Annotated in this window: 15 protein-coding genes and 3 pseudogenes; 10 read left to right on the plus strand and 8 right to left on the minus strand. The window is 54.7% G+C overall.

Going from position 1 to position 24,052, the window contains the following annotated elements:
• Positions 1-90: 90 nt before the first annotated feature.
• Positions 91-210, plus strand: a pseudogene (locus tag ACR0NW_RS13075) (transmembrane anchor protein); the annotation flags it as partial.
• Positions 211-304: 94 nt separating this feature from the next.
• Here the strand turns inward: ACR0NW_RS13075 and ACR0NW_RS13080 are convergent.
• Positions 305-961: a GntR family transcriptional regulator gene (locus tag ACR0NW_RS13080; protein ID WP_480450610.1), complete on the minus strand. Its 657-nt coding sequence runs from the start codon at positions 959-961 to the stop codon at positions 305-307.
• Between the two features lie 138 nt (positions 962-1,099).
• On the opposite strand from ACR0NW_RS13080, the gene dctP reads away from it, so the two are divergent.
• The 6 genes from dctP (at position 1,100) to ACR0NW_RS13110 (ending at position 7,350) form a co-directional block, all read left to right on the plus strand.
• Positions 1,100-2,086 carry a TRAP transporter substrate-binding protein DctP gene (dctP, locus tag ACR0NW_RS13085; protein WP_480450611.1) on the plus strand — a complete coding sequence of 329 codons (987 nt, stop codon included), beginning with the start codon at positions 1,100-1,102 and terminating at the stop codon, positions 2,084-2,086.
• 92 nt (positions 2,087-2,178) lie between these two features.
• Positions 2,179-2,721 carry a TRAP transporter small permease gene (locus ACR0NW_RS13090; protein WP_170657240.1) on the plus strand — a complete coding sequence of 181 codons (543 nt, stop codon included), beginning with the start codon at positions 2,179-2,181 and terminating at the stop codon, positions 2,719-2,721.
• Between the two features lie 5 nt (positions 2,722-2,726).
• The gene (locus ACR0NW_RS13095) at positions 2,727-4,043 is read left to right on the plus strand and encodes a TRAP transporter large permease (RefSeq protein ID WP_170334000.1); all 1,317 of its coding nucleotides are present in this window, start codon (positions 2,727-2,729) and stop codon (positions 4,041-4,043) included.
• Positions 4,040-5,296: a malonyl-CoA decarboxylase gene (locus ACR0NW_RS13100; protein WP_480450613.1), complete on the plus strand. Its 1,257-nt coding sequence runs from the start codon at positions 4,040-4,042 to the stop codon at positions 5,294-5,296. The genes ACR0NW_RS13095 and ACR0NW_RS13100 overlap by 4 nt, the downstream gene beginning before the upstream one ends.
• Positions 5,297-5,301: 5 nt before the next feature.
• Positions 5,302-6,816: a malonate--CoA ligase gene (locus tag ACR0NW_RS13105; RefSeq protein ID WP_480450615.1), complete on the plus strand. Its 1,515-nt coding sequence runs from the start codon at positions 5,302-5,304 to the stop codon at positions 6,814-6,816.
• Between the two features lie 126 nt (positions 6,817-6,942).
• The gene (locus ACR0NW_RS13110; protein ID WP_480450617.1) at positions 6,943-7,350 is read left to right on the plus strand and encodes a universal stress protein; all 408 of its coding nucleotides are present in this window, start codon (positions 6,943-6,945) and stop codon (positions 7,348-7,350) included.
• A 481-nt stretch (positions 7,351-7,831) separates the two neighbouring features.
• Here ACR0NW_RS13110 and ACR0NW_RS13115 read toward each other — a convergent pair.
• Positions 7,832-7,969 (minus strand): annotated as a pseudogene (locus tag ACR0NW_RS13115) (IS5/IS1182 family transposase); the annotation flags it as partial.
• 410 nt (positions 7,970-8,379) lie between these two features.
• Here ACR0NW_RS13115 and ACR0NW_RS13120 point away from each other — a divergent pair.
• Positions 8,380-11,376, plus strand: coding sequence for an ATP-binding protein (locus ACR0NW_RS13120; RefSeq protein ID WP_480450618.1), 2,997 nt, complete (start codon positions 8,380-8,382; stop codon positions 11,374-11,376).
• Here ACR0NW_RS13120 and ACR0NW_RS13125 read toward each other — a convergent pair.
• From ACR0NW_RS13125 to ACR0NW_RS13140, 4 genes are read right to left on the minus strand one after another with little or no spacing between them, the layout of a single operon-like run.
• Positions 11,354-12,958: a GMC family oxidoreductase gene (locus ACR0NW_RS13125; protein ID WP_480450620.1), complete on the minus strand. Its 1,605-nt coding sequence runs from the start codon at positions 12,956-12,958 to the stop codon at positions 11,354-11,356. The genes ACR0NW_RS13120 and ACR0NW_RS13125 overlap by 23 nt on opposite strands.
• Before the next feature lie 2 nt (positions 12,959-12,960).
• Positions 12,961-14,418: a Dyp-type peroxidase gene (locus tag ACR0NW_RS13130; protein WP_480450621.1), complete on the minus strand. Its 1,458-nt coding sequence runs from the start codon at positions 14,416-14,418 to the stop codon at positions 12,961-12,963.
• 9 nt (positions 14,419-14,427) lie between these two features.
• The gene (locus ACR0NW_RS13135) at positions 14,428-16,767 is read right to left on the minus strand and encodes a hypothetical protein (protein ID WP_480450623.1); all 2,340 of its coding nucleotides are present in this window, start codon (positions 16,765-16,767) and stop codon (positions 14,428-14,430) included.
• On the minus strand, positions 16,764-18,200 hold the full coding sequence (locus ACR0NW_RS13140; protein WP_480450624.1) for a cytochrome P450: 1,437 nt from the start codon (positions 18,198-18,200) through the stop codon (positions 16,764-16,766). Before ACR0NW_RS13140 ends, ACR0NW_RS13135 begins: the two co-directional genes overlap by 4 nt.
• Positions 18,201-18,325: 125 nt before the next feature.
• Here ACR0NW_RS13140 and ACR0NW_RS13145 point away from each other — a divergent pair, with 125 nt between their 5' ends.
• Positions 18,326-18,778 carry a hypothetical protein gene (locus ACR0NW_RS13145; protein ID WP_480450626.1) on the plus strand — a complete coding sequence of 151 codons (453 nt, stop codon included), beginning with the start codon at positions 18,326-18,328 and terminating at the stop codon, positions 18,776-18,778.
• 496 nt (positions 18,779-19,274) lie between these two features.
• Positions 19,275-20,029: pseudogene (locus ACR0NW_RS13150) on the plus strand (IS5 family transposase); the annotation flags it as partial.
• An 824-nt stretch (positions 20,030-20,853) separates the two neighbouring features.
• On the opposite strand, the gene ACR0NW_RS13155 reads toward ACR0NW_RS13150, so the two are convergent.
• Complete coding sequence (locus tag ACR0NW_RS13155; RefSeq protein WP_480450627.1) at positions 20,854-22,257, minus strand: pyridoxal phosphate-dependent decarboxylase family protein; 1,404 nt, start codon at positions 22,255-22,257, stop codon at positions 20,854-20,856.
• A 289-nt stretch (positions 22,258-22,546) separates the two neighbouring features.
• Positions 22,547-24,016, minus strand: a complete 1,470-nt coding sequence (locus ACR0NW_RS13160; protein WP_480450629.1) for a tetratricopeptide repeat protein — start codon at positions 24,014-24,016, stop codon at positions 22,547-22,549.
• Positions 24,017-24,052 lie beyond the last annotated feature (36 nt).

Genomic DNA, 24,052 nt, shown 5'->3' on the forward strand with positions numbered 1-24,052 from the left:
ATTAGCCGAGATAACCCCCGGGAGGGGATTTAACAAGGCTGCAGAGGCACCTGTAAGCGTGAGAGCAGTTCAAAGATATACGCAAAACGCGACGGCACCATTGAAGCGGCCTTTGCCGGTGAGCACGGTTGGTTCTGGCGCAACCGCGACTCTGGTGATGTATCCGTGATGGTACAAGTCCGCGGTGACTACAGCGAGGTCATCGAATAAGCAGATCCGGCCGCCGCACAGATATCTTGTGCGGCGGCTCTTTTTGCGCCGTTCGGCTCCTTTAGGGATGTCTGATAATCCGCTGCCCGCAGTGCTACTCGGGTGCGTTCTTCAGTGACGCCATCAGGTTGTGGAACTTTTCCCCCTGCACAGCGACATGTGAGCGCAATGCACTTGCTGTTTCCTCGGGATTGCCATTGTCGAGAGCACGCACAATGTCTTCATGCTCGGACATCGACTGTGCCATGCGGCCCCGAAACCGAAGCTGTTGCCGCCGGAAAGGTTTGAGCCGTCTGTGCAGCTTGGACGCTTCCTGTTCCAAAAACGAATTGCCGGACTGGTTATATATGATTCGATGAAACCGCTCGTTTTCCAGGTAGTATGTGTCCGGGTCTCCGGCATCGACAGCCTCCTGACATCTCGCGTTGGCGTCAGTTAGGTCTTTCAATGCTCCATCTGAGATACGCATAGCAGCAAGTCGACCGCAAACAGCTTCGAGCTCGGCCATGACCTCGAACATTTCCATCAGCTCCACCGGACCGGGCTGCCGAACAAAAGCTCCCCTGCGCGGAATGAGGTCGACCAGCCCCGACAGGGCAAGCCTCTGAAATGCTTCTCGAAGTGGTGTTCTTGAAACGCCGAATTGCTCGGCCAGTTTGACTTCATCCAGACGGTCACCGTCCGAAAATGTCCCGTCAAAGATCAGCTCTTCCAAATCCTGAGCAATGGTGTCGGCAAGTCTTTGGTCCATAGGATTCTGTTTTACTCACGAAAGGGTGATAACTCAAGATTCCAAATCTTGTATACAAAAATGTTGACTTAAAAAACATAACCACCCTATGCTTCTGCTCATCCCCGGCAAGCCCGGGTTTGGAAAAGGGAGGAGAAAATGAAAGCCATGTTCAAAACAGCCGTTGCTGCTGTGGCGCTTGCATCTGCGGGTACATTGGGATCCGCAGAGGAGCTACGCCTGTCTCATCAGTGGTCGAACAAGGACATTCGGCATCAGGTCGCACAGATCGTTGCGGATGAGGTTGCTGCGGCGGATGTCGATTTGGAAATCAAGATTTTCGGCTCAAAATCGTTGTTCAAACCGCGCGAGCAGTACAAGCCGCTTAGCCGGGGGCAGTTGGATATGACGGTTCTGCCACTGTCCTATGCCGGTGGTCAGCAACCTGCTTACAATCTGACCCTGATGCCCGGTCTTGTGAAAAATCACGATCACGCAGCACGTCTGGCCGACTCGCCCTTCATGGAAGCGCTTGAGGCCAAGATGGCCGATGATGACGTGATGGTTCTGGTCCACGGTTATCTGGCTGGCGGCTTTGCAGGAAAAGACAAGTGCATCACCAAGCCCGAAGACGTGGCCGGTCTACAGACTCGAGCGGCAGGCAAGTCATTCGAACAGATGCTGGCCGGCGCCGATGCCTCGATCGCCTCGATGGCGTCATCGGAAATCTACAACGCCATGCAGACCGGTGTTCTGCAGGCGGCCAATACCTCGTCCTCGTCCTTTGTCAGCTATCGTATCTACGAGCAGGTCAGCTGCTATACCCCCGCTGGAGATGTAGCGCTGTGGTTTATGTATCAGCCATTGCTGATGAACAAATCCACCTTTGAAGGGCTTAACGAAGATCAGCAGGCCGCACTGTTGGCTGCGTCTGAGAAGGCACAGGCTTATTATCTTGAAGAAGCCAAGAAACAGGATGCCAACTCCGCCAAGGTGTTTGAAGAGGCTGGCGTCGAAATCGCCGAAATGACACCAGAGGATTTCGAAGCCTGGCGCGCGCTTGCAATGGAAACATCCTACAAAGCGTTCGTGGAAGAGGTTCCTGACGGGCAGGATCTGCTGGACAAGGCTCTGGCGGTCGAATGATCCATTTTGGCCGGGCGGCCCTGATGCCGCCCGGCACCTGATCTCATTTCTGATCTTCAGACTTAATTGCATCTCAATCACAGGAGGCGCAAATGGCTGGCCATAGCTCTGCCGTTGCTTCCCATACCGGGAACAATCCCTTTCTTCGCTTTGTCGCTGCGCTTTCAACACTGGCAGGATGGTGTTCCGCAGGCATGATCGTCGCCGCCGTCGCCATCACATGCCAGATGATCGTTGTGCGCTTTGTCCTGAACGGCTCGACCATCTGGCAAACCGAAGCAGTCATCTATCTGGTCATCGCCGCTACGCTGGTTGGATTGCCTTATGTGCAACGCCTGCGAGGACATGTGAATGTAGACCTGATCCCAATCTCACTTGCCCCGCGGGCGCGGTTTTTCATGGCGATCCTGACCTCGGTCCTGTCCATCGCCATCATCTCGGTCATGCTGTTCTACGGCTACGAGTATTGGCACTTCGCGTGGGAGCGGGGCTGGAAATCCGACACCGTTTGGGGTGTTCGCCTTTGGATTCCCTATCTGTCCATCCCGGTCGGCTTTGGACTGCTGCTGTTGCAGCTGATTGCCGACCTCGTCGCCGTCCTGCTTGGTATCGATAAACCCTTTGGTCTGGAGTAAAGCCGATGGATCCCCTTCTGCTCGGCGCCATTGTCGCCATCGCCACCATCCTCGTTTTGTTCTCGGGCGTATCGGTCGCCATCGGGTTGCTGATCGTCTCGGCCGGTTTCCTGATTGTCTTCGACGGCCCCCGTTCGCTGGAACTGATGCCCGAAATCCTGTTCGGTAAGCTGGATAACTTCGCCCTACTGTCGATCCCGATGTTCATCATCATGGGGGCGTCCATCGCCTCGACCCGCGCAGGGGCTGATCTGTACGAAGCCCTTGAACGCTGGTTGACCCGTGTACCCGGTGGTTTGGTCGTATCAAACCTTGGCGCCTGCGCCCTGTTTGCGGCCATGTCGGGCTCCTCACCCGCAACCTGTGCTGCCATCGGTAAAATGGGCATCCCCGAGATGCGCAAGCGTGGTTACCCCGATGGTGTCGCCGCCGGTTCCATCGCCGCAGGTGGTACGCTGGGCATCCTGATCCCGCCTTCTGTCACAATGATCGTCTATGGTATCGCCACCGAGACTTCGATTGGCCGTCTGTTCCTGGCCGGGGTGATCCCGGGCCTGATGTTGGTGGGCCTGTTCATGGCCTGGTCGCTCTATTCCACCTGGAAATCCGGCGACGCCACCCGTCTGGGGTCCGGCAGCTACACCTGGGGTGAGCGGTTCGAGATCCTGCCGCGTGTTCTGCCTTTCCTCGGCATCATTCTGGGCGTGCTCTATGCCATGTATGGCGGCATCGCCACGCCGTCGGAAACGGCCGCCGTTGGCGCACTGCTATGCCTGATGATCGCGATGATCATCTACAAGCTGTGGAACCCCAAGGACATCTGGGTCGTACTGCGTGACAGCACCAAGGAGAGCGTGATGATCCTGTTCATCATCGCCGCTGCCGGTGTGTTCTCGTACATGCTCAGCTCTCTATTCATCACGCAGGCGATTGCCGAATGGATCGGCACGCTGGACGTGAACCGCTGGGTACTGATGGGTGCGGTCAACGTTTTCCTGCTGATCGCCGGGTTCTTCCTGCCACCCGTCGCGGTGATCCTGATGGCCGCGCCGATCCTGCTGCCGATCATCACCACCGCCGGTTTTGACCCGATCTGGTTCGCGGTCGTTCTGACCATCAACATGGAGATTGGTCTGATCTCACCCCCGGTTGGTCTGAACCTCTACGTGATCAACGGCATCGCGCCGGACATTTCGCTAAAAACCATCCTGACCGGCTCGCTGCCTTTCGTGGCTTGCATGGTAATCGCGATTGTCTTGCTGTGCCTGTTCCCAGGCCTGGCGACATGGCTTCCTGATCTGGTGATGGGAGCAGCTGTATGACCCTGCTTGCCGATCTTCTCTCAACCGTGTTCGAGCGGCGCTATCGCCGCGACAGCGCAGCGGCCCTCGATGGTCGTCCGCTGACTGAACTGGCCAACGCGTTGGTTGGGTCAGCGGGGGAGACCTCGGGGCTGGTATTGGCGGAAGAGATATTGACCCGTTTCGAGAAAATGGAAGATGACGAAAAGCTGGAGTTCTTCCGGTATCTCGCCACCGCCATGAATATCGATCCCGAAGCGGTGCGCTCATCGCTGGACGCGTACGAAAGCGCGCCTTCAAAAGCGACCTATCGCACTTTCGCGGCTGCAGCTGAACCCGCGCGGCAGGAGATGATCCGCCGTCTGAACCGGGTACCCGGTGCCACGGGTACGCTTGTTCAGATGCGCGCCGACCTGCTGCGGTTGGGAGGTAAAGAACCCGAGCTGCAAGCGCTGGATCTGGATTTCCGCCACCTGTTTGCCAGTTGGTTCAACCGCGGCTTTCTGGTGCTGCGCCCGATCAATTGGGAAAGCCCGGCCCATATTCTGGAGAAGATCATCGCCTACGAGGCGGTACATGCCATCGACAGTTGGGATGACCTGCGCCGCAGGTTGGAGCCCACCGATCGGCGCTGCTTTGCCTTCTTCCACCCCTCTATGCCGGACGAGCCGCTGATCTTTGTCGAAGTTGCGCTGAACAGCGGAATTCCCGGATCGGTTCAGGCCCTGCTTGCCGAGGACCGCGACCCGATGCCAGAAGAACAGGCAGATACTGCGGTGTTCTATTCGATCTCGAACTGTCAGGCGGGGCTCGCCAGCATCTCGTTTGGCAACTCGCTCATCAAGCAGGTGGCGTCAGATTTGGCTGCGGAACTGACGGGGTTGAAGACCTTTGTCACCCTCTCGCCGATTCCAGGATTGGCCAAGTGGCTGTCTCAGGAAGGCATCGAGTGGGACATCGAAGAACCCGATCAGATGAAGGCGCTGGCGGCGCATTACCTGTTGAATGCCAAAGGCCGGGGCGATCTACCGTTCGATCCTGTAGCGCGGTTCCATCTGGGTAATGGCGCGCTGGTCCAAGCAGTTCATGCCGATGCCGATATCTCGGACAAGGGCCGGGCGCAGTCCGGCGGCACGATGGTTAACTACCTCTATGACCTCAGCCGCGTTGCACAGAACCACGAGCAGTTCGCCAATTCCCGTGAGGTTGTCGCCTCTCCCGAGGCTAAGTCGCTTGCTGCGTCGGCCTCTCTCACCACGACACAGGAAAGGTAACCCTAATGGCCAATCCTCTCTATGACGGTTTGTTCGGCGCTCATGCCGGTAAAAACACACCTTTTTTGCATCTGCTCGACGGTTCGGTGATCACGCATCAGGACTTCCTGAGTACTGCGGCACAGATCGCTAATGTGGCTACTCGGTTGGGTCTGAAACCCGGCGACCGGGTTGCGGCGCAGATCGAGAAATCGCCCGAAGCGCTGGCGCTCTATGCGGCCTGCGCGCAGGCAGGTCTGGTGTTCCTGCCCCTTAACACAGCCTATACCGTCGATGAATTGACCTATTTCATTGAAAATAGCGGGGCCTCTCTGATCGTCTGCGACACCAGAAGTGAGGAGAAACTTACACCTGTCGGTGCCCAACTGGGGGCGCAAGTCGAAATCCTGAACGCTGATGGTAGTGGAAGTCTGATGGATCAGGCCGCAGCCATGCCTGTCAGCTTTGAGACAGTTGACCGGGACGGTGATGATCTGGCGGCGTTTCTCTATACCTCTGGCACGACGGGCCGGTCGAAAGGCGCGATGCTGACCCAGAACAACCTGTTGTCGAATGCACAAACGCTGGTCACGGAATGGCGCTTCACATCCGACGACGTGCTGCTGCACGCGCTGCCGATCTTTCACACTCACGGACTGTTTGTGGCAACCAATGTCACACTGGCTGCGGGCAGCAGCATCGTATTCATGCCAAAGTTCGATCTGGATGAAATCATCGGGCGGATGTCACAGGCTACGAGCATGATGGGCGTACCGACTTTCTATACCCGTCTGCTGGATGATGATCGGTTCACAAAGGAACTGGCCGAACATATGCGCCTGTTTGTTTCCGGTTCCGCACCTCTGCTGGCGGAAACCCATGTGCAATTCGAAGAGCGCACCGGTCATCGCATCCTGGAACGCTACGGCATGACCGAGACCAACATGAACACTTCAAATCCTTATGACGGTGACCGTCGCGCAGGCACCGTTGGATTCCCGCTTCCCGGTGTTGAACTGAAAATCTGCGACTCTGATGGTAATGCCCTTCCGCAAGGCGAGATCGGAGAGATCGAGGTGCGCGGTCCCAATGTATTCAAGGGATACTGGCAAATGCCGGAAAAAACCGCCGCCGAACTGCGCGAGAACGGATTCTTCATCACGGGCGATTTGGGCCGGGTCGATGAGGATGGCTATGTCCATATCGTTGGCCGCAACAAGGACCTGATCATCTCGGGTGGCTATAATATCTATCCCAAGGAAATCGAGCTTTTGCTGGATGAACTGCCTGGTGTGCTGGAAAGCGCCGTGGTGGGTGTGCCGCATCCCGATTTTGGCGAAACAGTGTTGGGTGTGATCGTCGCCGAACCAGGTGAGACCCCGAACCTTGAAGAGATGAAGATCGCGGTGTGCAACAGCCTTGCGCGATTCAAACATCCTCGCCAGTTGATCGTGCTGGATGAACTGCCTCGTAATACCATGGGCAAGGTTCAAAAGAACATCCTGCGTGACCAATACAAGGACCTGTTCGCGGCCGCGTAAGAAGACACTCCCCGGTCCGTCAGCCCTCTTCTCGACAATGCTGCGGGCCAAACTTCAACGGCCTGAAGGTGCGATTACTTTACCTTTAAGCCGTTGATTTTTTATTCTTCAGGAGCTTGAAATCAAATGTATCAGAATATCCTCGTTCCGATCTCGCTGGATGGAGACCGCGACACGGCGCGCTCTGTTGAAGTTGCGCGTGCGCTTAACTCCGGCGCTGGTCACATCACGTTTTTGCATGTCATTGAGCATCTGCCTCAATATACGAGCGACTTGCTTCCCGAGGATCATTTGGAACGTGTCAAAGCCGTCGCTTCAGAGAAATTAACGCCATTAACGAATGGTGCGACGAACGCTCAGATTGAGATCGTCGAAGGTCACGCAGGGCGCGGCATTCTCGATTATGCGGCTTCGCACAATATCGATTGTATCGTGATTGCAAGTCATCAACCCGGATTGCAGGACTATCTGCTCGGATCAACTGCAGCCCGTGTTGTCCGGCACGCACATTGTGCTGTTCACGTGATCAGGTAACTACATAGATCGTGTCGTTGTTGCTAAAACTCGCAGTCGAATGCAGGCTCCGTCCGGACGCCTTGGCAACTGCACGACCGTCCGCGAAGGGCGGTTTTCGGCATGCAACCCTGCATCATGTCAACACTCGGCCCATGCCCGCCTTGTGTCCCATCACCAGACTTAATGATTGTTTTGGAGCTTTGCCGCTTTTCATTCGAGGTACAGCATCCGGGAAGTTTGGGCTCAATTTAGACCACAACTGCGGCTTCGATGAAGGACCGCTTTTCGTTCTGGGTCAGAAATGCTTGACGTTTGGGTCAGAATTGAATGACGTGGTTCAATGATTTTTTTGAGGTTTTGGACCTCGATTGAGTCATAAATCAGTGACGTTCCAGAGTAATTGTTGGGCGTCAGACGAATTTGACCTTTGCGTCATAAACTGACCCAACACCCCCTTGTCATACTCCCGCAGAATGTTTCGTTTGATCTAACTTCGCTTCCGCAACCCGTTGCGATTGATGAAGATAATCCCGCTCAGCACTCTCTTGTCATCGACCCGTGGCTTGCCGTGCGGCTTCGAGAAGAAAGGGGAAAGCTTGGCCATCTGCTTGTCGGTCAGCCAGTAAAGGTCGCTCATATCACCACTCCATTTTGGAAGCCGTGAATCACGCAGCGCGTTCTTACCCTAGTCTCTTACTTCGTCGGTGCCCAACTGCTCTTGTCGGCAGGCCATTACACTGGTTCCAAAAAAGTGAAGCCTTCAACCGAATTGCACAGCAATGCCGTGTCAGATCCTCATGTGAAATTTCCAATTTCCGCTAATTGATATAATGTTAGCGTGACACTGAAGTTTTGTAACCAGTCAGTCTCGGAATCCGGGTGTGTGAAATGGGTAGACTGCCGACAAATAGAAGTGACGAATCTACAGGGCAAATGGAAACCCATTGCCAACGATGTGGCGCGATATGCGGTGCCGAAGCCAGGTATTGCATGAATTGTGGCGCTAGCTTGCATAACACAGCGCAGCGCAAATTTTCGGGATTATCTATGCAAGACGGTCCCACTTTTGTGGAAGAACAAAAACACATTACTATCCTTTTTTCCGATCTGGTCGACTCAACCGGCATTCTGGAAAGCCTTGAACCGGAAGAGGCGGTTGATCGACTCAACGACATCATCGCAGTGATGCGCAAAGCAATCAGACAATACGGTGGTTTGGTAAACTACATTGAAGGTGATGGCCTCATGGCGCTGTTTGGTGCACCGGTCGCGCAGGAGGATCACGCGCTTTGCGCTTGTAAGGCAGCTTTGGAGCTGCATGACAAAATAAGATCCGAATTTGGATCGGCGATGCGGGTTCGCACGGGGCTCTGCTCGGGTAACGCGATCCTTCGTCTTGTTGAGACTGACGTTCTTGGAAACTACGATGCAACCGGACTTTCGGTAGTGCTCGCGAGGAGAATGCAGGAGATCGCGACAGCAGGCGAAATTCTGACCTGTGGAGATCTACCGGCCCTTGTTGAAAGTGAAGCCTCAATCGTGAGCTTGGGCAGCCGCGAGATCAAGGGTTTTGTTCACCCGGTCGAGGTATGTCAGCTAACCGGTCTCAGGGATGCACCACGTGCGACTGCTAACGCGAAATATCTTGGTGCAACATTTGTAGGCCGCGAGGCAGAGCTTGCCGTGCTGCAAGAGGCAGTCGCAGGAGCGCGGCGCGGCCAGGGCCAGGTCATCACGGTGACTGCCGGTCCGGGCTTCGGAAAATCCAGAATGGTCCGGCATTTTCTGGATACCGTAGACACGACGGGTTTCCAAACGATTGAAGTCGCGGCGGATCGTCAAGATCAGAGGACGACATACCGTCAAATCACGCAGTTTCTCAAGGCCCTCCTAGACCCGGAAGAGGATGGTTCGGCCGGGCTTGGGCACATGTTGCGAACTGCAGCTTCCCTTGATCTTGGCCTGGAGTCGATACAGCCAGCGCTCGCCTCATTGCTAAACCCTGAGGATGACGGGAATTCCTCGTGGCGAGCGCTTGATCCGGTACAACAGCGTGGGCAGGTTTTCGAGGCCTTCGAGCGGCTGATCGCAGCGGCTTCCGATCGGCAACCTTTGATTGCGGTTTTTGAAGACGTGCACTGGATGGACGCCGGCAGTATGGCAGTTCTCGAGAACCTGGTTGCGCATCTGAAAGGATTTCGGGTTGTCCTTATCCTTACGCTCCGCCCCGAAAGGGCAATTGACTGGCAGAAACATGCAGATCAAATCAACTTGCAGCTGCCGCCTCTTGGTCGCCAGGACTTTGACACTCTGGCCGTTGCGTTGTTGGGAAAGAACGCCAGCTCTGCACAGATAACATCTGAACTTTATCGCAAGGCGGGCGGAGTCCCTCTTTTCCTTGAAGAATTAATACGTTCGTTGTCACAGCTCGGCGTGCTTGAGGGTACGCATGGCCGGTATCGCCTGACTGGGCTTATTGATGCATCTGAGGTGCCACCAAGAATTCAAAACGTTTTGGCCAGCCGGATTGACGGGTTGTCCACGAAAGAGAAATCCGTCCTGCAGGCTGCGGCAGTTCTGGGCACAGATATTTCCGTTGCGGTGCTGCAGGCAGTGGCTGACGTGTCGCGGAACCAAACACTTGACGGCATTTTGAAAACGCTTGTTGACGGGCGCTTTCTTCGCCAGCTTGATCGGGCCACGGATACCGAATTCTCTTTCGAACACGAACTTACCCGCGAAGTCACCTATTTGACTATGTTGCGCAAACAGAGAAAGCAGCTTCACGGCCGCGCATTTGAGGCAATCGTCGCCTTGCGAAAACCCCGCCTCGACGCCCATTTGGATCGGCTGGCCGATCATGCCTATCAAGCCGAAGATTGGGCAAATGCCGGGCGGTTTTACCTTGCCGCTATGGCCCGCTCGGTTCGCCATTGGGCCAATCGAGACGCAATCGCCACTCTGGAAAGTGGGATAGCAGCATTGGAGCGCGTGCCTCCCTCGAGGGAGAAGGCATGCGCAGAAATTGATTTTCGTTTATTGGCGTGCAGCGCACTAACGCCTCTGGGGCGTCAGACCCGGGCACTGGAACTGCTTGAAGAGGCCCGAAACATCGCTGTCAACTATGGTGAGGATGATCGCCACGCCGCAATCAATTGTCAGCTTGCCGCAGCGAACTGGCGCCTTGGCGCACACCTCAAGGGTCTGGAGCATGCGCGGAGTGCAATCGACCTTAGCCGTCGCATAGGTAATACCGGCCTTGAGCTCGCCGGGCGCTACAACTTGGGAATGATCGCCTACGAAGTAGGCGACTACAACAAGGCCGTCACCGAATTGTGCACCGCCCTTGACCTGCTCACGCCAGAATACGATCAGAAGCACCCTGGTTGGCCATCCATTCCCAGCGTGTCGATCAACGCGTTCCTGGCCAGCGCGTTTCTTGAGATGGGGCAAGTGGATCGCGCTGAAGCTGTTGCAAGTGACGCAACTGCACGTGCCGACGCAGCCCGTCATCCATATACGCAGACTATGGCGTATGTGATCCGTGCTAGGATCCATGCCGAGCGTGGTGAGTTGAAAGCGGCGCTCTCTGCCATCGAGCTTGTGTTTGATCTGTCGAAAAGATTTCAGATCGACAAGATGTATGCGTTCGCCGCTTCAATACTGATCGAAATACATCTTGCCAGTGGAAAGATCGACTCGGCAATCGATGTCTTCGAACGACCTGAAATCAATGCTGGATTTGACGGCGAAGACTATTTTGGCCGGTCTCATTTGGCACTTGCCAAGGGGCAGGCCCTGTTGGCGGCGAACCGGTTGGAGAGCGCGCTAGACGAGCTCGAATCCTGCCTTGCCCTTGTTACATTCCGGGGTGAGTGGCCAAAGGCCGCGCTGTGCAACTGGAGTCTAAGTGAATTGCATAGTCGCCGAGGACTAGCCGGTACCGAACAGGCCCGATCCTATCGCGAGAATGCTCTGCAAATCGCAAGGCGCATCGGCTTCCATCTGCTTCCCGATGCCGTCAACGCGCAGGTCGCCCCCTAACGCGCAAAAGCGATGCCGCCTTCTCGGCGATCATCAGAGCTGCTGCGTTGGTATTGGCACAGATCGCATCCGGGATAACCGAGGCATCCGCAACCATCAGCCCATCAACCCCGTGAACCCGAAGGTCTGCGCCCACAACCGCGCCTGAATCCGTATCCGGCCCCATCCGGCAGGTCCCGGTGGGGTGCCAAAGGCCACGCGCCTCGAACCGGATAAACGCTTCTCTATCGGCTTTGCTCGCCTTCGATCCGGGTAAGTTCGTATTGCCGCCAGGCACGATCCCCGCATGGTTGTCCGACAATTCGCGCGTGAGTTCGATTGCCGCCAACATGGTTTCAAGGTCGCCGCTGCCAGCGGATAGATAGTTGGGATCGATCTTTGGAAAAATTCGTGGGTCGCTGCTGAGAAGCGAAAGCTTCCCTTGGCTATTTGGTCGCGTCAATGCTGGTGCAATAACAAGGAATTTTTCCGGGAACCCCGGAGGCCGCGTTATTTGAATCCCGGAATGTGCAAAGTACTGAATATTTGGCCTTCCGCCTGGTTTGACCCCGGCGTTGGCATCGAGTTCAGCAAACAGACCTGCTTCGGAAAAGAACATGGGCTGAGGAAGGGCATTCTTGGCTTCGAAGCGGGTTAACAGAATCATATGATCCCGCAAATTATGGCCGACCGGCAAAGGATGGACCGATGGAACGCCAACTCCGTTCAGATCCTCAGGAAGACCGATCCCTGATACGAGCATCAGATGCGGTGATCCGATGGTGCCACCGCACAGCACGATCGCTTCGTGCGCTTTGTACATCTGAGAAAATCCGCTTCTTCGGTCGAGGCACTGAACCCCCGAAACCTGAGCTCGACCACCATCTTTCTTGCTCACATCGAGGAAAAGTGCCTGGGTCAGCGGCTTCACGGTCAAATTAGGCCGATTTCTGATGGCCGCCAGATAGCCCGTGGCCGAACTGGAGCGTCGCTCGTTACCGTCGATCGCAAATTGGTAGTAGCCGCCGACATCCGACAACGACCGCCCGTTTAAATCGGCGTCGTCCGAAGCCTTGAAGCCCACTTTCGCTGCCGAGGCAATGAATTCCGATGCAGCCGACGAGCGGCGTGGGAGATCGCGCACGACAATCGGCCCTCCTTTCCCACGATGCGCGGCATCGGTTCCGAGATAATCCTCGCTTTTCATGAAATAGGGCAAGACAGCATCGTAGTCCCACCCCGGGTTGTTGGCGCCCCAGGCGTCATAGTCCTGCACGCTTCCTCGGATGTGGATCATTGCGTTCACTGAACTGCAACCTCCGATCATGGTGCCACGTGTCAGCATCCGCCACCGATTCAGTGTTTGGTTTCGTTTGATCATCGGGAAATTTGTCGACAGACCGGGGTTGGACCAAAGGCCGAAGACGTTCGTGACCTCAGAGTTTCCAGTCAAAGCAGGGTTGTCTTCAATCCCATATTCAACAAGCAAAACGCTGACGTCCGGATCCTCGGACAACCGGGCCGCCAGGCAACTGCCGGCGGTGCCAGCGCCTATTACGATATAGTCAAATTCGATCTCGTTCTTGGTCATGACACTCAACATTGTTACGAATGTGATAGGTAATTCAGAGCGCGGAGCCCCGGCAGGAAGAAGTAGGCTCCGCCTCTGACGGTCGTAAACGCCTCTAATTCTGGCGTCTGGACATTGGTTGGGCTCCCCTGGACGGTAAATCGGTCTCCACGTGGCTTATGTGTGGCCGCTATTGGATCGCTTTCGTCATACAGCGTCGAGAAATGCGGATTATTGATCCAGGAATGCTGAATGAGTTCGAACTGATCCGCGATGTCAGCGTTACAGCACATAAAGAATATCCCGCCGAGTTCTTCCTTGTGTGCGGTACTGACACAGGCCCCACGGTCATACAGCCGCCCGCGTCGCAATATCCGTCGCCGCTTGGACAGTCGAAGTGCGGTTTCTGGGTCTGGGAGCAAAGAGTCTCTTGGGTTGGACCTTCGGATATGGGCACCGATTGGGCAGCGAATACCCTCAGGATCCTCTCGGTCAAACAGGAAATCGTTTTCCCGCGACCACTCATCGCCAGAAGCAAGCGGATCAGTGTGGGGATGACGAACGAGCGGAGCGCCGCTGGGCCATCTGCCCATGAGCCTGGCAGCGGCAAGCCCTTGTTCCTTCTTAGAGGGCGCTATGGCGGCTACCGACTTGTGGAATGCGGCGACATCCTGCGCGATCTGACGGACCACGAGGTAACTGCCATTTCGCCCCAAATCCCGCCTTCCCGGCGTGGACGATAGTAAGTCAGCCCCATGGGCATTTGTATCTACGCTCGGGCTGGGTGCCTGCAGTCCACGTTCATTGTCATATCCAAGGATAAGTTCCCCAGCCTTGATGATCGAGATTTCGTTTGGGCCGTATCTCCTGCATTCGGCACTTGGTGTTCCTTCGATCAGCGGTTGCGAGATACCATCCACGAACCCGAAATGCTCACGACGGTCTTCCGGCACGTAGGTCAGCAGACCAGTCGTACCCTCGGGGCCGATTTCGTCGCCATCAACGGTAACGAACCCGGTTGGAGTACCTATCGCGCGCTCAAGCTTTACTGGATCGAGATGAGCCTTTGAACGCGCGAACACCTGGATCAATACATGTGGTTCGAGTGCGCGCCAGCCCCATGCCCATTTGCTTGGCGCGCTTGCGTCAACATCACCAAGCATGTGCCGTCGCCGATCCGTTCCGGTCATCCCTTCCTGAAACTCTGGCGGAAAGGTTTCCAAAGTATCCTCTTCGATCCCCAGCGCCCGAAGCCCTGAGAACGTCATGGCAATGCTTACAATATGATCGGGCAGATCGCTCGCATCGACATTGTGACTATTGACCTGATGCGCCGAGCGCACGACGCCTCTTGCCAGTAAAGCCCGCAGCCATGACTTGGCTTCGGATCTATTCTTGACCCGCAAGAGAAGATTCCTGGACTGCTTGTGATGGCCCAATCCGCTCAACAAAAGGCACTGGACGTCTTCCCATTCGACCGTTTGAACCGCCATTGTTAACCCTCAGATATTCCTAAGCAGAGTGCTTGCCGTTTCGGTTCTTTGAGGTTTGAGCAACCCCTCGCGAAAACGGCTGTTATTATTGATGTTGGTAGTGTTGATGCCCGGGTAGGCGCTGTACCACACCAGTGTCTCGATCTGACTGGTGCGAACATAAGCTTTGAAGGGCCGGGCATCCTGCGCCCCACCAAAAAGGATACCCCGAGTTGGAGAAAATCCGATTACCTTTGACTCGGGCTCTGGACGAAGATGGGTATGCGTCCAAATGGAATTAACGCCCCAAACCGCCCCAAGATCGATGAATTCGTTAAGATAGCTCTCCCACGAGCCACAATAGCTCACGAGGAAGAGCAGCCGCCGTCCTTCGTTGATCAGCGTCCATTGCGCATGCAGAATGGTTGGAATTCCACCCAACGTACCGCGTGTGAATACGTAGTGAGAAAGCAGATTGATGACAAATAATGTAAATCGCAGGAAGTACAGTCTGAGCACTCCGGGTTTCACGTGGGTCACACTGGCCAAATGGTTTTGAAGCAGATTTATTCCGTGTTCTTCACGTGCGGTTGCACGAGCCAGCTCTTTCGGACGCAAAAGCAAGCGCTTTGGATGATCATATCGACGGAGATCGGAAGTCTCGCAAAACCGCATCCAGACTATGATCAGAAGAAAGATCAAAAACAGAAAAATAATTGCAAAAAGGATGTAGATCCCAAGAGGGATAGCATGCGACAGCAACAGGTTCGCGGATAAAGGCGCGTCGGTCCAGGTTGAGGGCAGGATCAGAAACGCAAGGTGAAGGCCGACGAAAGTCATCACCAAAATGCGGAGAACCTTGATAAAATGCAGTTTCAGACTCAACAACACTTTTTCAGTCGGCAACAAAAACCGCGTCTCAAGCGGCAACAATAGCGTTGAACGCAGATAGCCCAGCCAGAAATAAGACGCGACAGCCGCCAGGAGAGCGAGCGCTCCGACGCTGATTGGATAGGCTGTATTATCTCCGACAAGCCATGTTCCAAGGTACCTTAGATTGTAGACGTCCTGGGCACCGATACGAAGCACATAGTCGATTACTAACACGATAAGTGCTACCGAGGCTGCGCGGGCGACGAAGCGAGTGACCAGCAGCAATATCTCAGGATAGTAGTCCCGGCTTCGCGGATCAGGAAACACGATTTCGACCGTAAATCCGATCCACCGCGCTATGAGCCAGACCGCCAGCGTTGCAATCAGGCCGAGCGGTGCGAAACCTCCCGCCTGGATCAAGGCATGGGTCGCCCAAGAAGTCGAAAAGCCGAAGAAGACAAAGAAGAGAAGGCCGTAGAAGAGCAATTTGGCCTGTAGAACAGGTGACTTCATCACGCCGCCCGTTGGCCGCGCGGTTCCCAAACGGTCGAGCAGGAAACCAGACGCGCCGAATACAACCGCAGCAATAAGAAGGCCGGTACCGTCGAACGCCCCGTATATCCAGTCCAGTTGGGTTTTAAACGCACCCGCGCTGGCTTTGACAATAGACGGCCAATCTTGCGCGCGTTGAATTAGCGTTTCGCTTGACAAAATGCCGAACAAAACAAGTGCCCACTTGAGGATCAGCGCAAGGAACACAACAGCTGCCGCTGCCGCTGCGAAGAGGGCCCATCTGCCATGTTTAACCCGGAAAGCGGTTTCGGGTACCTCTTCCGCCCAACGAAGGTCGGAGTGGGTACCGGTTCCGGTGCCTCGACGGACAACATTTGCCAGAATGTCTTCGAGTATCGCCTCATAGCTTGATGGTGCAGTAACCATGAAAGAGCGATATGTCTTGACGTAGTCGACAGCTGCATCTCGCAAATCTTGCTCGCCAAGAATGCGCGACACTGGTCGCCCTGGCGCACCGGAAAACGAGAGGTTTGCGTCCACATGACGGTCGAGAATGTAGCGCACAATAATCTCGGCTGCCGCCTCGTTCGGATCCGGGCAACCGATACATGCTCCGAATGTGTGACGGACACCTTCGCTGCAGGCTTGCACTAAATCTTGTACAAAGCGCGTGCGTTCTCCGTCGAAGGTGCCTTCGAAACAGAGCGCTGGCGCGCTATCACCTTCCCCGGGGATGATCAGGAAACTTGCCATGTGCAAGTTGGGCAGCGCCGAAAAATCAAAGTCCGTGTTGCACTTTGCGCGGATTGAGCGCGGGCTCGAAATACCGGTCGCCCCCCCCTGATGGATGCTATCCTTTGCGTCGGGCTGCATCCTTGGCGCTTCGGTCGCGATGCCCGGGTTGTAATTTGAAAGAGCCTTTCGCAGCTCATCCTCACACTCGGCCCGGATCGTTTCAATGAAGCACAGCCGTTGCAGAGTCATGGTTCGACACCCTGACTGACGTTTCCGGCATCGAACGATACTTTGAGCTCTTTTACTGTTGGCCCTTCGTGACGCAGCCGTGACTCCCGTCTTAAGTCCTTGAGCAAGAGAAGCTCCCTGATCATCTCGAAGATTTCGGTTTCGGCGATGTAGCGTCCAAAGCACGCGTGTCGTCCGGTCCCGAAGTGCAGATACGAGGTCGCCCCCCGATCGGCGCGAAACTCTGCCGGGCAGTCGAAAACAGTCGGATCGAACATCGCCGCCAGTGGCGCTGCAATCACAGTGCTTCCACCCCTCACGCAGCGCCTGTCCTCTTCTTGGGTTCCAATTATGGTGCGCCGGGGGGCAAAGCGAACGAGAAAGGGAAAAGTGGGGCGAAATCGCAGTGCCTCGTCGATATAGCCGGATAGCGCGTTCCGTAATTCAATCACCTCGACATCCACATCCTGTGCGGGGCGATTGGGAACCTTTTGCATGCGTGCCGAAAGTGCCCGTGCGGTTTCTTGTGCAAGCGCGAATTCGCGCGGGCGGGCGAGCAATTGATCAAACGCGTGGGTCGTCGCGCGTGCAACGGTTGCGACACCTGCGGTCAACAATCCCAAAATAGATCGGCGGGCACATTCCTCTCCAGCCTCTCCAGCGCTTAATGTCGCAAGCGAACCCTGCGCCAGCCGACTTATGAAGCTGTTGCTTGGTCCGCCCTGTACCGAACCCTTCTGGTTAGCCGCGCTGAAGATCCGCCTGATTTCGAGCTCAACCTGTTCCGATATTGTCGTCGCCGAGCGAAAGAGCTGGTCCGCCTGTACTGATCCTTTGGGCGGAAGATCCAGAATCGCTGTAGAGATATTCCGCAGCTCATCGCGCGCTTTCGCATCAGTTGGAATATTCAACCCCAGATAGCGAGTGAGAACCTCAATCGCCACGATTTCGGAAAATCCTCGCGCGATGTCGAGATGTGCTCGACCATGTACTGCACCATTTGTGGCATCATTGATCAGACGCTGCGCAGAGTTGACAGCATAATCGCGGATTATCCTTTGGTCGGCGCTCTTATGGCGTGCGTTTTCAAGGGCGGTGCGCTCTGATGTGTGTTGTTCCCGCCAGTCAATGCCCAAAATGAAGGGGCCACAGACCATGCGTGGGTTCATGAATTTACCGACCAGCAGGTCCTCGTCTCGATGCAAGAGGTTTTGAACATCACAGTCTCGTACTGCGATGAATGTCGTTCCAATGCAAAAAATAGGCCGAATTCGCCGCGCAATGGCAAAACCGACTCGCGCTGCCCTTGGATTGTTTAGTAGGTAAACTGAAATCGAGTACTTAAGGCGCGCGGCCGCCGACTTAGTTTTCGCAGTGAGTTTGGTCAACACTGATGGCGACCCAAAATGGGGTTCGTGGCCCTTGTTTTGATTAGTGAAATTATTCGATGGCATTAATCATACTCTTTGATGAAGAAATTTGCACCGCCGGGGTCTTCTGCGTATTGGTGCAAGCTTCTTACTTTTTTGAATCGCGCACGAAAGACCGCATTACGGGAATAATTCAAGCTTTCTGAACCTTGGAACCCCAGTTCAATTCCCCTGATATTCGCTGGAGTATTTTCGAATGGGATCGCGTTGCGGATTACCCGAACACCGCACAATATCTGATTGAGGAATCCGGGCGCCGTTCACTGCAACAGCCTTCGGTTGTTATCCGTTTCGCCTCTTTCAGGCCAAGATACCCCCAAGCGGTGCATACTGAAAAAGATGAACACAACCACCTCTCAAGGCGTATTGCACAATGGATGTTTGTCAGTTCATTTCTCAATCGAATTCATTTCCATTTGAGTCGGCGGTTCTTCAAAAGTGTCACATCTCAGAAGGGCTGCCTAAATGACCAACGTGGAAGATGGCAGGTCATCTATTTTGTGTATTTCGCCAAAGATTTTATTGGCGAGATCTGGCAGCAGAATGGAATATTTCCGAAATCAGAAGTCGTAGTCACAGAGATATTTCTGTTTTCCGATTGAGGTTGTTTTCAATATAATTTGCCCCCCTTCCCTAATTTTCTGCCTTCGACCAACAAGACAGTTGATAGTCTTCGAATGGGTTACCTTATCAAATATCCTAGCCAAGTGTTTAGGTAACTTCGCCAAGTTCAAGCGCACACACCCAAGATACTATACGAACTTTTCATAATTTCAAAGTTCACTTCAATTCGCTTTGGCGCGGGTACAAACCGGTAAAATTCCGCAAGGCCTGTAGTCTTTGGGTTCTGGCCCGCACCACCAATTAAACCACGGCCTACCAAAGCAATTCTGTACATCACTTTCTTTATTCTGAAGTGTTGTTCTCTTTGGCGTCTGGCCTACGCCTGAACTTTCGACGACTCGCTTGAATCATTTAACCAGTAGGCTAAACGAGGCTCGGAAAACAGCGGTTTTTGAGCTTGGATGTCGTTAGGGTCAGGATCCATTGATTTCTGCGGGGTTGCGTGATTCACGGTTTGAAAAACGAGCGGTGAACATATCTGATCTGTTTTGGCTGACCGACGCCCAGATGGTGCGCCTTGAGCCCTTCTTTCCAAAGTCTCACGGCAGACCCCGCGTCGATGACCGGCGGGTGTTGAGCGGGATAGTCTTCATTAATCGCAATGGTTTGCGCTGGCGCGATGTGCCGAAGGAATATGGCCTGCACAAGACGCTCTACAACCGTTGGAAACGGTGGAGCGACAAGGGTATCTTCGCCCGGATGATGGCCGGTCTGGCTGCCGAACACGATGAAGAGAAGACCGTGATGATCGATGCCACCTACCTGAAGGCCCACCGTGCCGCGACCAGTTTGGGCGTCAAAAAGGGGGCGTGGACGCCTGATCGGTCGGACCAAAGGGCTGCATGAATACCAAGCTGCACGCCATCTGCGATAGCAAAGGCCGCCCACTGAACCTGTTTGTGACCGTTGGGCAGGTCAGCGATTACATCGGCGCAAGGGCATTGCTGTACAGCCTGCCAACTGTAGACTGGCTGCTCGGGGATCGCAGCTATGATGCCGATTGGTCCAGTGAAGCCTTAAAAGACAAAGGGATACGCCCTTGTATTCCGAGCCGGAAACAATGGAAGACGACCGTCCTATACGACAAGCGGCGCTACAAAAGGCGCAAGCGCATCGAGATCATGTTCGGCAGGCTCAAGGATTGGCGGCTTGTGGCCACCCGATGCGACAGATGCCCAAAGGTCTTTCTGTCTACAATCACCTTCACAGCACTCGTCATATACTGGCTATGCGTCCTGAGCCTAGCGATCAACAACGCAAAACAAACGTTTTTGCAAAGGAGCATTCTCGACACCTATTCGCTTGGTAAGAATGTCTCGCGTTCAATGAACATAGCCGAGAATGTTTAAACCAGCGCACAATAGACTGACCCGATCCACCAACTTGAGACACTAAACGTAGTGTCGAATAATCGCCGCTATTTATGTTGGGTCAGAAATGTTTGACGTTTGGGTCAGAATTGAATGACGTGACTGACCGATTTATTGAGGTTTTGCCTGTCGATTGAGTCAAATACCAGTGACGTTCCACAGTAATTTCCTCGAATTTTGATGACCCACACTAGGTTGTTTAAACCTTCGTGTTTTATGACTGTAGTCGCGCTAGCGAGTTTCATTGGATTTTACCCAATTACGCAAGCACACTCTCATTGAGTGGTGTTTTTTGTGGCACTTTCATTGAGCCTCCCTATTTGAATGGGCCCACCGTTAGGATTAGGAAACGGAGGACCAAGAATGGCAAACACGCAACCGAAGCCGGAATAAATTGTCTCGTAGTTGCGGCTTTTTGAAGTTTTGATGGGCCAATCCATCCGTCGTGAAAGCACGGTGAAAGACCCTTCGAGACTGAAGAAACGGGCAGGATCATCAATGAACTTATCCGCGCCGACAAGAAAGTACAGAAGCGTATCCGTTGATTGGGCACTGACTGCTCACCAACGCAAGGTAGTCATCCGACAGAAATGCTCAGATGACTGCCTTGAGCCCAAAATCACGGATGCTGCGGGATGCACCTATGTCCGCTACTAGCGGTGTGGCTAATACAGGGACGAATCCTATTCGCGGACGCTTCGCCAAGCTGATATGATAGCTTTTGCTGAGCGAGCACCATCTTCCAACGTCATCGGCCCAGAGCATACTGAGATCCGCATTGCCGTGCGTCCACTCCAATGTCCAGCACTTGGATAACATGTTCCCTCAGCCTGAATTGCGGCAAGCGTTGCTTCCGTCTTGCGACCAGCGTCTGGGTCGCCGTCATCTCCACATGTCAGGACAACTTGATTCAGGACCACATCATTGAGCACCGTTAACCCCGGCTCTTGCGCGAGACGGTCCGCAATATGTTTGGCAATTGAACAGTGACGTTCGATCATCTCGGCAACGCCGGATCGTCCCAAGGCCTTTAGCATAGCCCAAACGGCAATGCCCCGCGCTCGCCGCGAAAGCTCGGGGGCGTAATCCGCAGGGTTGCGTCGCTCCTCTTGCGGTAAATAGCTGGCGGTCGATCCCATTGCACGCTGTTGAGCGCCTCGGTCACGGACCACAACAACGCCGCAATCATAGGGAATCTGAAGCCACTTATGAGCGTCTGCGGCCCAGCTATCGGCATGGGCCATCCCCCTCGTTAGATTTTTCGTTCCTGGTGCTGCTGCGGCCCAAAGCCCGAATGCCCCGTCGACATGCACCCATGCCGCGTGTTCATGGGCGATAGGAACGAGGTCTTCGAATGGATCGAACGCGCCGCTGTTGACGTTGCCTGCCTGCAGGCATACGACCGTTGGACCATTTAGGTTCCGCAATACTTCAGCAAGTCTGTCAGGACGCATCCGCCCTTGGTTGTCAGCTTCTACAATATGAACGCGCCTCGAGCCGAAGCCCAGCATTCGCAGTGTCAGATAGACAGACGAATGTGCTTCCCCTCCCAGAACGACGTTAACGTCGGGAGCGCCGAACAATCCATCCGCTTCGACGTCCCAACCAACCTTATCCAAGAGCGCAGTCCGAGCAGCTGCAAGTGCCGTAAAGTTCGCCATAGTTGCGCCTGTTGCAAAACCCAGCCCTGCATCTGTGGGTAAGCCCAGCAGGTCAAGAAGCCAATCGGCAGCAACTTCTTCAGCGGCTGACGCACCCGGTGCGATGTCGGCAAAGCTGGCAACCTGCCCCCAGGCAGAGGTTAACCAGTCTGCTGCGACTGCGGTGGGGTGCGAAGCTCCGATGACCCAGCCAAGGAATCCTGGGTTGGTCGTGCCCATCAATCCGGGTTCCATTCGATCAATCAACTCGCCGATTACCGCATCAGCGGCCATTCCGTCTTCGGGCATGCATTCGCGAAACCGTTCTAGGGCGGAAGGTGCCGGTTCTGTAGGGCAGACAGGTTGAGTATGATCGTTGCGCCGATATGACACCGCCGCTTCCAAAGCCAATGAAAACGCTAATTCCTGGTCGGGGCTAAGAGCCATTTTGCTCTCCACTAGTCGCTATCAGTCATGGAAGCGAGGGTACGAACGCAGAGTAGAACGACCAAGCAATTTGTTAGGCACGCTTGGGTCGCTAGCTTGGGTCGTCCCAAGAACGAACGTCTTTTGCCTGCTAGTTTCCCAATAGGGGTCATTGGCGCAGCCGCAGCGAAAGGCAACTAAGTCCATTAAAGTGGATGTCCGTTGCGATTTAGCGATTGACCGCATCAAGCCCACAGCGGTCAATACTGCAGCAATAATTACAAACACCGACCGAGCTTGTTCTGCCCACTTATTGAAGGGCCGAGAGGCTTCGTGCTCTGTTTGGAGAAATATCCAGCGTCGCCTGATAAGCGACCGCAGCTTCATCGGGCTTTCCTAGCTCCGCCAGCATGTCCCCAAGAAGTTCTCGAGCCGGGAGTACGTGGCCGGGTGTAACCGGGCTTTTGCCTATCTTGTCCTCGAGATCGGCCGCAGCAGCCTGCTTGGCTACCGCACTTTCCACTTCACCGTTGGCCAACTCAATCCAAGCTTCCACTGTCAAAATCTGCGCTTCGGTCAATTGCGCCCAGTAACCTTGTCCGCGTTCCTCCATTGCGGCGTGCAGAGACTTGAGCTCGGCAACCGCGCTCTGCGCTTTGTCAACATCGCCACTACGGGCTGAGCCTATTCCGATGGCGAACAACCGCATGGCAACGGTTTGAGGAAATTTCTCCCAAGGGATGACCGGATGCATCTCCTCCGACAACGCTGCGGCGACTTCCCATTGCTCTTGCTCCAGCGGCAGCCGAACAGGTGCAGCAGCCAGTGCATACGCGCTGCCGAAACTGACTTGATGGTTTTGGATTGCCAGCATTTCGTCGACGAGCCTTGCCGCTTCGTCCACGTCGCCAAGTTGCAAGTGGCCGTAAACCATATAGTCGATGGCATGCGCATAATGGCTTTGCACAACGTCCTTGGATTGCTCAAGAGCAGCTTCGGCCGACCGGCCATTCAGGTCGATTGATTTTTTCCATTCCCCTGTCCGTGTAAAGATGTGGGCGGGCATATGCAGCGCATGCGGAGCGCTGGGAGCCGTTTTGTCATAAATCTCGGCATATGGCCTGCCGCGATCCTTTAGTGGCGGATTGTCATAAGCATGGATAGCGTAATGAATGACACCTGGATGGTCTGGTGCCTTTTGGTGAAGTTTGTCGAGCGTGTCTCCCACCTGCGACTTCACTTTGATCCCTTCGGAGCCCCGTGGCGCCGTTGCAAGCCGCGCCAGTGATGCGAAAGCCGCAGCGTCTACGTCGTCCGTATGTTGGTCCGCAGCTGCGATTTGTGTCTCCGCCCACGAGGCAAGCTGAGCACGGTAGCCTTCTTGGTTCGGGGCGTAGAAAGCAACGGCAGCATCGATCAATGCTTGCTCAAGCGCGCTTTCGGAGGACATTGACGCGAGTTTTTCGGCTGCAGCGGAGCCTCTTTCTGTTTCGGCTTCACTTGGAGTGCCGGGCCAAAGAGGATGAAAGTTCGACATCGCGATACCCCATTGCGCCATAGCACATGTTGGATCTGCCGCCGCCGCTTTGTTGAACGCTTCTTCGGCTTGAATATACATCATGTTGTGGATGAGGTTCAGACCTTCATTGAACGCCTGATCTGCATTCTGGTTGCATGTCGTCTGGAAATTAGCTTCCGCTAAGACTGCAGGTGCGAAAGCAAAAAACGAGCTAATACAGGCGACAAAAGTATTGCTGGCTTTGGCATACAAATGCTGCATCTATCGTCTCCAAAATTGCCGTTGTTCGAAATTGTT

Source organism: Ruegeria sp. CF5, from assembly GCF_056537325.1.

Excerpts from the sequence above, each read along its gene's own strand:
- ACR0NW_RS13080 (WP_480450610.1), bottom strand. The coding sequence starts at position 961 with ATGGACCAAAGACTTGCCGACACCATTGCTCAGGATTTGGAAGAGCTG.
- dctP (WP_480450611.1), top strand. The coding sequence starts at position 1,100 with ATGAAAGCCATGTTCAAAACAGCCGTTGCTGCTGTGGCGCTTGCATCT.
- ACR0NW_RS13090 (WP_170657240.1), top strand. The coding sequence starts at position 2,179 with ATGGCTGGCCATAGCTCTGCCGTTGCTTCCCATACCGGGAACAATCCC.
- ACR0NW_RS13095 (WP_170334000.1), top strand. The coding sequence starts at position 2,727 with ATGGATCCCCTTCTGCTCGGCGCCATTGTCGCCATCGCCACCATCCTC.
- ACR0NW_RS13100 (WP_480450613.1), top strand. The coding sequence starts at position 4,040 with ATGACCCTGCTTGCCGATCTTCTCTCAACCGTGTTCGAGCGGCGCTAT.
- ACR0NW_RS13105 (WP_480450615.1), top strand. The coding sequence starts at position 5,302 with ATGGCCAATCCTCTCTATGACGGTTTGTTCGGCGCTCATGCCGGTAAA.
- ACR0NW_RS13110 (WP_480450617.1), top strand. The coding sequence starts at position 6,943 with ATGTATCAGAATATCCTCGTTCCGATCTCGCTGGATGGAGACCGCGAC.
- ACR0NW_RS13120 (WP_480450618.1), top strand. The coding sequence starts at position 8,380 with ATGCAAGACGGTCCCACTTTTGTGGAAGAACAAAAACACATTACTATC.
- ACR0NW_RS13125 (WP_480450620.1), bottom strand. The coding sequence starts at position 12,958 with ATGTTGAGTGTCATGACCAAGAACGAGATCGAATTTGACTATATCGTA.
- ACR0NW_RS13130 (WP_480450621.1), bottom strand. The coding sequence starts at position 14,418 with ATGGCGGTTCAAACGGTCGAATGGGAAGACGTCCAGTGCCTTTTGTTG.
- ACR0NW_RS13135 (WP_480450623.1), bottom strand. The coding sequence starts at position 16,767 with ATGACTCTGCAACGGCTGTGCTTCATTGAAACGATCCGGGCCGAGTGT.
- ACR0NW_RS13140 (WP_480450624.1), bottom strand. The coding sequence starts at position 18,200 with ATGCCATCGAATAATTTCACTAATCAAAACAAGGGCCACGAACCCCAT.
- ACR0NW_RS13155 (WP_480450627.1), bottom strand. The coding sequence starts at position 22,257 with ATGGCTCTTAGCCCCGACCAGGAATTAGCGTTTTCATTGGCTTTGGAA.
- ACR0NW_RS13160 (WP_480450629.1), bottom strand. The coding sequence starts at position 24,016 with ATGCAGCATTTGTATGCCAAAGCCAGCAATACTTTTGTCGCCTGTATT.